At 77.5% G+C, this 7988-nt stretch carries 7 protein-coding genes; 4 read left to right on the top strand and 3 right to left on the bottom strand.

Annotated elements, in window-relative coordinates; all coding sequences use genetic code 11:
* On the bottom strand, window positions 1–449 hold a 449-nt coding region (locus tag VGB14_04160; protein ID HEX9992103.1), incomplete at its 3' end, for a YtxH domain-containing protein.
* Window positions 450–785: 336 nt separating this feature from the next.
* On the bottom strand, window positions 786–1958 hold the full coding sequence (gene ftsY / locus VGB14_04155; protein ID HEX9992102.1) for a signal recognition particle-docking protein FtsY: 1173 nt from the start codon (window positions 1956–1958) through the stop codon (window positions 786–788).
* Between the two features lie 102 nt (window positions 1959–2060).
* On the opposite strand from ftsY, the gene VGB14_04150 reads away from it, so the two are divergent.
* From VGB14_04150 to VGB14_04135, 4 genes are read left to right on the top strand one after another with little or no spacing between them, the layout of a single operon-like run.
* The gene (locus VGB14_04150; protein HEX9992101.1) at window positions 2061–3083 is read left to right on the top strand and encodes a MoxR family ATPase; all 1023 of its coding nucleotides are present in this window, start codon (window positions 2061–2063) and stop codon (window positions 3081–3083) included.
* On the top strand, window positions 3080–4015 hold the full coding sequence (locus VGB14_04145; protein HEX9992100.1) for a DUF58 domain-containing protein: 936 nt from the start codon (window positions 3080–3082) through the stop codon (window positions 4013–4015). The genes VGB14_04150 and VGB14_04145 overlap by 4 nt, the downstream gene beginning before the upstream one ends.
* 8 nt (window positions 4016–4023) lie before the next feature.
* Window positions 4024–4971, top strand: a complete 948-nt coding sequence (locus tag VGB14_04140) for a VWA domain-containing protein (GenBank protein HEX9992099.1) — start codon at window positions 4024–4026, stop codon at window positions 4969–4971.
* 11 nt (window positions 4972–4982) lie between these two features.
* Window positions 4983–6281, top strand: coding sequence for an ArgE/DapE family deacylase (locus VGB14_04135; GenBank protein ID HEX9992098.1), 1299 nt, complete (start codon window positions 4983–4985; stop codon window positions 6279–6281).
* Here the strand turns inward: VGB14_04135 and VGB14_04130 are convergent.
* A partial coding sequence (locus tag VGB14_04130) for an AAA family ATPase (protein HEX9992097.1) occupies window positions 6278–7988 on the bottom strand: 1711 nt, incomplete at its 5' end. The two genes, VGB14_04135 and VGB14_04130, sit on opposite strands and share 4 nt — an antisense overlap.

Here is a 7988-nt window from a genome sequence, read left to right as displayed (position 1 = left end):
CCGCGGCCGGCCTCGTGGGGCACCTCGCCGCGGAGGACGACCCGGCGGCCGGTCACCTCCACCTCCGGCTGGGGCAGGTGCCAGGTGCGCTGGTCCGAGCCGATGGCCGACCGGACCCGGTCGGCCAGGGCGTCGGGGCGGGGTGGGCGAACGTCGGCCAGGGCCCGGCGGGCCCGCTCGCGGAGGTCCCGGCCCGGCACCGGCGCAACGAGGAGCCCGACGACGACGCCGGCGCCGACCAGGGCGATGCGGCGCGGCCCGACCAGGCGCCCGGCCCGCCATCCGGCGGTGAACCCGAGCCGGCCGACGGCGACGACCGCCCGCAGCGGGAGGCCGGCCAGCACCGAGCCGGCGACGGCGATCCGCACCCCCTGGCGCGCCGCCACCACCGCCCCCCTCGCCGGGGCGAGCGCCACCCGCACCCCCGCCACCACCAGCCGTCCGATCATCGGCTCCTCCTCACCCGTCGGGACGCCAAGGATCGCCGCCACGGCCCGGCGGCGCCAGCACCGCGGCCGAGATGGCCGGCGAACGGTCCGCCGGCCGACCGCGAGCGGCGACCGACCGCTGGTACGGCGCCGCCGCCAGGTCGCTCCGACGGGCACGCCGCACGCGACCGGCCGACGGCGGCCTACGACGGCCGACGACGGGCCGACCGCTCCGCGCCGCCCGAGGAGGACGCGGCCGGGCCGGCGGCAGCTGGGACGGCGGGCGCCGGTGCCGGCGCCGCCGATCGCGCCGGGGCCGCCGGCGCCAGGTCGGCGGTCCGTCGGCGCGGCCGGGGGTCAGGCGAAGAGCGCGTCCACGAACTCGTCGGGGTCGAAGGGGACGAGGTCGTCGGCCGTCTCGCCGAGGCCGACGAGCTTGACCGGGATGCCGAGCTCGGACTGGATGGCGAGGACGATGCCGCCCTTGGCCGAGCCGTCGAGCTTGGTGAGCACCACGCCGGTGACCTCGACCGCCTCGGTGAACTGGCGGGCCTGGGCGAGGCCGTTCTGCCCGGTGGTGGCGTCGATGACGAGCAGCACCTCGGTGACCTTGCCGGGCGGCTTGTCCGCCACCCGCCGCACCTTGCGCAGCTCCTCCATCAGGTTGACCTTGGTGTGGAGGCGCCCGGCCGTGTCGGCGAGCACGAGGTCGACGTCGCGCGCCGCCGCCCGCTGGACGGCGTCGAAGATGACCGAGCCGGGGTCGCCGCCCTCGGCCCCCCTGACGAGGTCGGCCCCGACCCGCTCGGCCCACAGCTCGAGCTGCTCGGCGGCGGCCGCCCGGAACGTGTCCCCGGCCGCCATCACCACCCGCCGGCCGTCGTCCACCTGCTGGCGGCCGACCTTGCCGATCGTGGTCGTCTTCCCCACCCCGTTCACCCCGACGAAGAGCCAGACGTTGGTGACGCCGTCCTCCAGCAGCAGGGACCGGTCGCCCCCGGCGAGCGCCCCCTTCAGCTCCTCCTTCAGCGACTCGACCAGCACGTCGGGGTCCGTGATGCGCTCGGCGTCGGCCCTGGCCCGGAGCCCGTCGAGCAGCGTGGCCGTCGTCTTCACGCCGACGTCGGCCCGGATCAGCGCCTCCTCGAGGTCGTCCCACGTCTCGCCGTCGATCTTCGACTTCGACCGGACGGCGCCGACGTAGTCCGCCAGCAGGCTCCTGGCCTTCCCCAGCCGGTCGCGGAAGGACGGCCGGGCCCTGGGCGGCGCCTCCGGCTCGGGCTCGGGCTCGGGGACCGGGACGGCCGGGGCCAGCGCCTCCTCGACCTGGGCGGCGAGGGCCTCGTCGACCTCGACGGTCGGCGGCGGCGCGGGGCGGGGCGGGGCGGCGGTGGCGGAGGTGGCGCCGAGCCGGCCGGGCGCGGGCGGCGGCTCCAGCTCGGGGCCCCGCCGGCGGCGGGCGACGAGCACCCCGCCGGCCGTGAGGGCCAGCACGAGGACGACGGCGAGGACGGCGATCAGGGCTTCCATGGGTGAGAGGCACCTTACCGAGGGGGTGCGACGGTGACGCCGGGCGGCGGGGCGGGCGTCGCGACCGTCCCAGCGTCACACGGGGTGCGTAGCCTTTCGCCGATGGCTCCCGACCACGGCCCCGTCGCCGCCCCCGCCGCCGAGGCCGCGGTCCTCGAGCGCATCCTGTTCGAGGTCAAGAAGGTCATCGTCGGCCAGGACCGGCCCATCGAGCGCCTGCTCGCCTGCCTCCTCGCCAAGGGCCACTGCCTCCTCGAGGGCGTGCCCGGCCTGGCCAAGACCCTCGCCGTCGAGACGCTGGCGACCGTGGTCGGCGGGTCGTTCGTCCGCATCCAGTTCACCCCCGACCTGGTCCCGTCGGACATCGTCGGCACCCGCATCTACCGGGCCTCGTCGGAGGAGTTCGACGTCGAGCTCGGGCCGATCTTCGCCAACTTCGTGCTGGCCGACGAGATCAACCGGGCGCCGGCCAAGGTCCAGTCGGCCCTGCTCGAGGTGATGGCCGAGCACCACGTGTCGATCGGCGGCCAGACCTTCCCCGTGCCCGAGCCGTTCCTCGTGCTCGCCACCCAGAACCCGATCGAGTCCGAGGGCGTCTACCCGCTGCCCGAGGCCCAGCGGGACCGGTTCCTGATGAAGGTCGTCATCGGCTACCCGAACATGGCCGAGGAGATCGAGATCGTGCGGCGCATGGGCGTGTCGCCGCCCACGGCTTCGCCGGCCACCGGCCTCGACGACCTGCGCCGCCTCCAGGCCGCCGCCGACCAGGTGTACGTGGACCGCGGGGTGGTCGAGTACGCCGTCCGCCTCGTCGCCGCCACCCGCCACCCGGTCGAGTTCGGCCTGCCCGACCTGGCCGAGCTGCTGGCCTACGGGGCCAGCCCGAGGGCCAGCCTCGGCCTCGTCGCCGGCGCCCGGGCCCTCGCCCTCCTCCGGGGCCGGGGCTACGCGCTCCCCCAGGACGTGTTCGACGTGGCCCCCGACGTGCTCCGCCACCGGCTCGTCCTGTCCTACGAGGCGCTGGCCCAGGGCCTCGGCATCGACCACGTGCTCGGCCGCGTGCTGTCCACCGTCCCCGCGCCCCGGCTGGCGCCCACCCAGGACGGGGCGAGGGTGGCGGGGTGACGGCACCCCCCTCCGTCGCCGACCGCTCCCCCGAGGAGGTGCTGCGCCGGCTGGAGCTGGCCGTCGTGCGCCGCCTGGACGGCATGCTCCAGGGCGACTACCGGGGGCTCGTCCCCGGGCACGGCACCGAGGCCGGCGACGCCCGCGCCTACGTCCCCGGCGACGACGTGCGCCGCATCGACTGGAACGTGACGGCCCGGACCACGCTCCCCCACGTGCGGGACACGGTCGCCGACCGCGAGCTCGAGACCCGGGTGCTGGTCGACCTGTCGGCGTCGCTCGACTTCGGCACCGCGGCCTGCGAGAAGCGGGACCTGGCCGTCGCCGCGGTGGCCGCCGTCGGCTTCCTCACCGCCCGCCTCGGCAACCGCATCGGCGCCGTCGTGCTCCAGGGGTCGAGCATCCGCGAGGTGCCGCCCCGCCCCGGCCGGGACCACCTGCTGGCCCTGCTCCACACCGTCGTCGCCGCGCCGCGGGTCGAGGGCGGCGGCCCGGCCGACCTGGCCGCCGGGCTGAGCCGGCTCGCCGCCACCGCCCGCCGCCGGGGCCTGGTCGTCGTGGTGTCCGACTTCCTCGCCGACCGGGGCTGGGAGCAGCCCCTCCGCGCAGTGGCGTCCCGCCAGGAGGTGCTCGCCGTCGAGGTCGTCGACCCCCGCGAGCTCGAGCTGCCGGCCGTCGGCGTCCTCACCCTGGTCGACCCCGAGACCGGCCGGCGCCGGGACGTGCAGACGGCGAACGCCGGCCTGCGGGCCCGCTACGCGGCGGCCGCCGCCGAGCAGCGGGCCGCCATCGCCGCCGCCCTCCGGGCCGCCGGCGCGGACCACCTCGTCCTCCGCACGGACTCGGACTGGCTGGTCGACCTCGTCCGCTTCGTCGCCGGCCGGCGCACCCGGGTGCAGGCCCGCGCCCGGCTCGAGCCGCTCACCACCTGAGGCCGGCGATGACCTTCCTCAGCCCGTCCCGGCTGCTCCTGCTGGTCGGCGTGGCCGCCCTGGCCGCGGCGTACCTCGCCGTGCAGGCCCGGCGCGACCGCTACGCCGTCCGCTTCACCAACCTGGCCCTGCTCGACGTGGTCGCCCCCGAGCGGCCCCGCTGGCGGCGCCACCTGCCGGCCGTCGCCTTCCTGCTGGCGGTGACGGCGCTCGTCGCCGCCTTCGCCCGGCCGGCGCGGGACGAGCGGGTGCCGCGCGAGCGGGCGACGGTGATGATGGCCATCGACACGTCGCTGTCGATGCAGGCCGAGGACATCACCCCGGACCGGATCAGGGCGGCCAAGGCGGCGGCCGCCGACTTCGTCGACCTCCTGCCCGACAGCATCAACCTCGGCCTGGTCAGCTTCGACGGGGTGGCCAGGGTGGAGGTGCCGCCGACCACCGAGCACGTGCTCGTGCAGACGGCCATCGCCGACCTCGAGCTCCACGAGAGCACGGCCATCGGCGAGGCCATCTACGCCTGCCTGGACGCCATCGACACGATGCCGCCCGCCCCCGACGGGGCGCCGGTGCCGGGCCGGATCGTGCTGATGTCGGACGGCGAGACGACCGTCGGGCGGCCCAACGAGGAGGCGGCCCAGGCGGCGGCCGACGCCGAGGTGCCGGTGTCGACGATCGCCTTCGGCACCGACGCCGGCATGGTGACCGTCGACGGCACGGCCATCACCGTCCCGGTCGACGAGGACGCGCTCGCCAACATCGCCGAGGTCACGGGGGGCACGTCGTTCACGGCGGCCAGCGCCGACCAGCTCGAGGAGGTGTACGCCGACATCGGGTCGTCGCTCGGCTACGAGACCGAGCAGCGGGAGATCACCGGGTGGTTCCTCGGCGCGGGCCTCGTGCTGCTCCTGCTGGCCGCGGCGGGCTCGCTCGTCTGGTCGAGCCGGCTGCCGTAGCGGGGGACGGGATGACGACCGCCTCCGAGTGGCGGGCCCGCGTGCTGGACGAGGTGGACGCCCGGCAGGACGACCTGGTCGCCGCCGTGCGCGACCTGGTCGGCGTGCCCAGCGTGACCGGGACCGACGGCGAGCACGACGCGCAGGCCCTCCTCGCCCGGGACCTCGCCGCCGACGGGCTGGAGGTCGACCACTGGCCGCTGCCCCTCGCCGACCTGCTGGCCGACCCCGAGTTCCCCGGGGTCGAGGTGCCCCGGCGGGAGGCGTGGGGGGTGGTCGGGCGGCTCCCGGCGGCCGACCCGGCCGGCGGCGGCCGGTCGCTGCTGCTGCTCGGCCACGTGGACGTGGTGCCGCCCGGCGACCGGGGGGCGTGGTCGGCCACCGACCCGTTCACCTGCACGGTCGACGGCGCGTCCGCCTACGGCCGGGGCACCTGCGACATGAAGGCCGGCCTGGTCGCTGCCCGGTTCGCCGCCCTCGCCCTGCGGGCCGCCGGCGTGCCGCTGCGGGCCGACGTGCTCGTCGCCGGGGTCGAGGGCGAGGAGGACGGCGGCCTCGGCACGTTCGGCCTCCTCCGGCGGGGGGTGCGGGCCGACGCCTGCGTGGTGCCCGAGCCGACCTCGCTCGACGTCGTCCCGGCCTGCGCCGGCGCCCTCACGTTCCGGCTGACCGTGAAGGGCCGGGCCACCCACGCCGCCCGCCGGCCGGACGGGGTCAGCGCGCTCGACAAGCTGTGGCCGGTGTGGTCGGCGCTGGCCGACCTGGAGCGGCGCCGCAACCGGGACGTCGACCCGCTGATGGCCGGCTGGGAGGTGCCCTACGCGCTGTCGATCGGCACCGTGCGGGCCGGCGACTGGGCCTCGTCGGTGCCCGACCTGCTGGTGGCCGAGGGCCGCCTCGGAGTCCTGCTGGACGAGACGCCGGCGGCCGCCCGCGCCGCCCTCGAGGCGGCGGTGGCCGAGGCCTGCGCCGGCGACGCCTGGCTGCGGGACCACCCCGTCGAGGTCGAGTGGTGGGGCGGGCAGTACGCGTCGGGGCGGTTGCCGGCCGGGAGCGACCTGGTCGAGCGGATGGCCGCCGCCCACCGGGCGGTCATGCCCGGCGGCCCCGACCCGGGGGTGCTCGGCGTGCCCTACGGCAGCGACCTGCGCCTCCTCACCGGCCTCGGCGGCATCCCCACCGTGCACTACGGCCCGGGCGACGCCGGCCTGGCCCACGGGCCCGACGAGCGGGTGCCCATCGGCGAGGTCCTGGCCACGGCCCGGGCGCTGGCCGTGCTCGCCCTCGACGTGTGCGGCGTGGCCGCCTAGGCCCCGGCCGACACCTTCTCGCTCAGCACCCGCGACGAGCCGCCCGGCTCCATCGTCACCCCGTACAGGCAGTCGGCCGCCTCCATCGTCCGCTTCTGGTGGCTGACGATGAGCAGCTGGGCGTCGGTGCGGAACTCGGCGATCAGGTCGAGGAAGCGGTGGAGGTTGACGTCGTCGAGGGCGGCCTCGACCTCGTCCATCACGTAGAACGGCGACGGCCGGCTGCGGAACACGGCGAACAGGAAGGCGAGGGCGGTCAGCGACCGCTCGCCGCCCGACAGCAGCGACAGCTTGCGGACGTTCTTGCCCGAGGGCCGGGCCTCGACCTCGATGCCGGTCGTCAGCAGGTCCTCCGGGTCGGTGAGGCGCAGGCGCCCCTTGCCCCCGGGGAACAAGGTCTCGAACAGCCGCTCGAAGTTGTCGGCCACGTCGGCGTAGGCGGCGGCGAAGACCGACACGATCTCGTCGTCCACCGCCCTGATCACCTTGGCCAGGTCCCGCCTGGTGGACTTCACGTCGTCCAGCTGGGACTCGAGGAACCCGTGCCGCTCGAGCAGCGCGGCGTGCTCCTCGAGGGCGAGCGGGTTGACGGGGCCGAGCAGGCGGAGCTCGCGCTCGAGCTCCCTCGCCCTCGCCCCGGCGCCCACGCCGTCGGGCAGCGGGGGGCAGGGCGCGTCGACGGCGGCCTCCGGCTCGCAGTCGAGGTCGCGGCGGAGGCCCTCGACCGCGGTCTCCAGGCGGAGGCGGACCTCGGCCTCCTCCAGCTCGGCCCGCTGCTGCCGCTCGCGGACCTCGCCCAGGCGCCGCTCGGCGTCGGCCCGCTCGGCCCGCAGCCCGTCGAGGCGGCGGGACTGCTCCCTCGCCTCCTCGGACTGCCGCCGGCGGCGCTCGCGCAGGCCGGCGAGGTGGCCCTCGACGACGGCCAGCCGGTCGGCGACGAGCGCGGCGAGGCGGTCGGTGGCGGTGATGCGGCGGTCGACGTCGACCCGGCGGGCCTCGGCGGCCGACCGCTCGGCGGCGTCGCGGCTCAGGCGCTCGTCCACCTCGGCCAGGCGCCGGCGCAGGAACGTCCGGCGCTCGTCGAGCCCGGCGGCGCGGACCTCGAGGTCGGTGCGGAGGGCGCCGACGGCGGCGGCCCGCTCCTCGAGGGCCCGCCGGGCCGCGGCCCTGGCCCTGGCCCGCTCGGCGCCGGCCGCCTCCTCGGCCTCGAGCGCGGGCAACGCCGCCTCCAGCTCGGCCAGGCGGGCCCGCTCCCGCTCCGCCCTGGCCGCCACCTCGCCGAGGTGGGCCCGCAGGCTGGCCGCCTCGGCCTCGGCGTCGCGCTGGTCGGCCTCCAGCCGGGCGAGGGCGTCCCCGGCCGCGGTGGCCGCGGCGACGTCGTCCTCCAGCGCCCGGCGGGCGCCGGCCTCCGCCTCCCGGGCGGCGTCGAGCACGGCCGTGGCGTCGGCCAGCCGGGCGGCTGCCGCGGCGGCGACCCGCTCGGCCTCGGCGGCCCGCTCCCTGGCCGCGTCGAGGGTGGCCCTCGTGACCCCGCTGCGGGCCTCGCCGACCCGCCACCCCCTGGCCGAGAAGCGGTCGCCCTCGGGGGTGACGACGGTGGCGGCGGGGGCGGCGAGGGCGGCGTCGACGGCCGCCTCCCACCCGCCGGCCACGCACACGGCCCCGGCGAGCAGCACGTCGAGCAGGGCGTCGACCCCGGGCGCCAGG

It is taken from the genome of Acidimicrobiales bacterium, from assembly GCA_036399815.1.
Lineage (GTDB): Bacteria > Actinomycetota > Acidimicrobiia > Acidimicrobiales > DASWMK01 > DASWMK01.
The sequence above is the reverse complement of the archived record's forward strand: the minus strand, read 5'-3'. Positions and strand labels throughout refer to the sequence as shown.